The sequence below is a fragment of the Paraburkholderia sp. NMBU_R16 genome (genome assembly GCF_013282575.1).
Lineage (GTDB): Bacteria > Pseudomonadota > Gammaproteobacteria > Burkholderiales > Burkholderiaceae > Trinickia.
In genome coordinates this window covers 1-1,661 of record NZ_JAAAYE010000185.1, presented here as the reverse complement: position 1 = coordinate 1,661, position 1,661 = coordinate 1, and the positions used below count along the sequence as shown (strand labels likewise).

The window sequence follows — 1,661 nt, the reverse complement described above, 5'->3', positions numbered from 1 at the left end:
TGCGTATTCCAGGCAAACCGAACGCTCATTCCACGCTAAAGCGAACGCTGATTCCACGGTTATCCGAACGCGCATTCCACGCGCAAGCGAACGCTGCGGACGTGGCGATGCGGGCCTGAGCGTTTTTACTCCGACACCTCCTTGCTGGTCAAACCATTTCGGCGCTTGCGCATCGACTCGCCCGCGAGCGTGACGCGATGGGCGTTGTGAACGAGCCGATCGAGGATAGCGTCGGCGAGCGTCGGGTCGCCGATGGCGGCGTGCCAGTTCTCGAGCGGGACCTGGCTGGTGACGATCGTCGAGTGTGAGCCGTGCCGGTCGTCAAGCACCTCGAGCAGATCACGCCGTGCCTGATCGGACATCGGCGCCATCGCGAGATCGTCGAGCACCAAGATGTCGGTTCGAGCCCACTGCGCGAGCAGCCGGGCATAACGGCCACTGCCGTGCGCGATCGCCATCTCCTCGCTGAACTTCGGCATGCGCAGATAGCCAGCCGAGTAGCCCTGCCTGCAGGCTTGGTTCACCAAGGCGCAAGCCAACCAGCTCTTGCCGAGCCCGGTCGGCGCGACCAGGATCACGTTCTGCCGCTCCCGAATCCACTCGCCTGTCAGCAGCCGGGCGAGCAGCGTGCGGTCCAGGCCGCGCGACGAACGGTAGTCGATGTCTTCAGGCACGGCCTCGGGGAAGCGCAGTTTAGCGCGGCGCAGTCGCGCCGTAAGCAAGCGCGAATCGCGCTCGCTGGCCTCCCTCTCGACGAGCAGCCCGAGACGCTCCTCGAAGCCGAGCTGATCGATGCTGGCCTGCGATTGCTGCTCGGCCAGCGCCGCGGCCATGCCGAACAGGCGCAGCGCGTGGAGCTTCTCGACGGTTGGATGATGCAACATGATGACGATCTCCAGTCAGTGGTAGTAGGACGGCCCGCGCACGTTCGCGTGCGGGAGCGGCAACTCGGCCTGGGCCGCGGACGTCTCGGTCTTGCTTTCCAGCCCGTTCTTCAGCGTCGACGCGATGAAGCGGTAGTTCGACGCTTTCAGATCGATGGCGCGGCTACAGGCAGCCTCCAGCCGCTCGGCCCCGTAGTCCTTGCTCAGCCGCAGTACTCCCAGGCAGGCGCGGTAAGCTTGCTCGGGGTGTTGGCGGCCACCGAGCAGGTACTCGACGACGGCGGCCGTGTGCGGACCGATACTGGCCGCCCACTTGAGCAGGCGTTGCGGGTTCCACTCAGTGGTGGCCGCCCGGTGGTTCGGTGGCATATGTGCGGCGATCGTGCTGTGATGGCCGCGCCGCTCGCTGCGGGCATGCGCGGCAATGCGCTGGCCTCGGTGGAAGATCTCGACGCTCGTCTTGGTGTAGCGCACATCGACTTGTTCGCGCGCGTAGCGGTACGGCACGGAGTAGAAGTGCTCGACGACTTCGACGTGATAGTCGATCGCGACGCGTGCGAGCTTCCACTGGGCGAACTGATAGGGTCGCTCGGGCAGCGGGCGCAGCACCGGGCGATCGAGTTCCTCGAAGGCACTGCGGCGACAGCCGGGCAACTTCTTGAACGGCTTGTTGTTCAGACCGACGAGCAGTGCGGCGATCGTGCGGTTCGCTTCATCGAGACTGAACAGGCGCTGGTGGCGCAGCCGTGCCAGAATCCAGCGCTGAACAAGAAGCAC

Annotated in this window: 1 protein-coding gene and 1 pseudogene; both read right to left on the bottom strand. The window is 65.3% G+C overall.

The window, feature by feature from the left end:
- Nucleotides 1–125: 125 nt before the first annotated feature.
- Complete coding sequence (gene istB / locus GWC77_RS27665) at nucleotides 126–884, bottom strand: IS21-like element helper ATPase IstB (RefSeq protein ID WP_173262656.1); 759 nt, start codon at nucleotides 882–884, stop codon at nucleotides 126–128.
- A 15-nt stretch (nucleotides 885–899) separates the two neighbouring features.
- Nucleotides 900–1,661: pseudogene (locus GWC77_RS27660) on the bottom strand (IS21 family transposase); the annotation flags it as partial.

What these genes read in the sequence shown, in the direction of transcription:
- istB (WP_173262656.1), bottom strand. Translation starts at nt 884, where the DNA reads ATGTTGCATCATCCAACCGTCGAGAAGCTCCACGCGCTGCGCCTGTTC.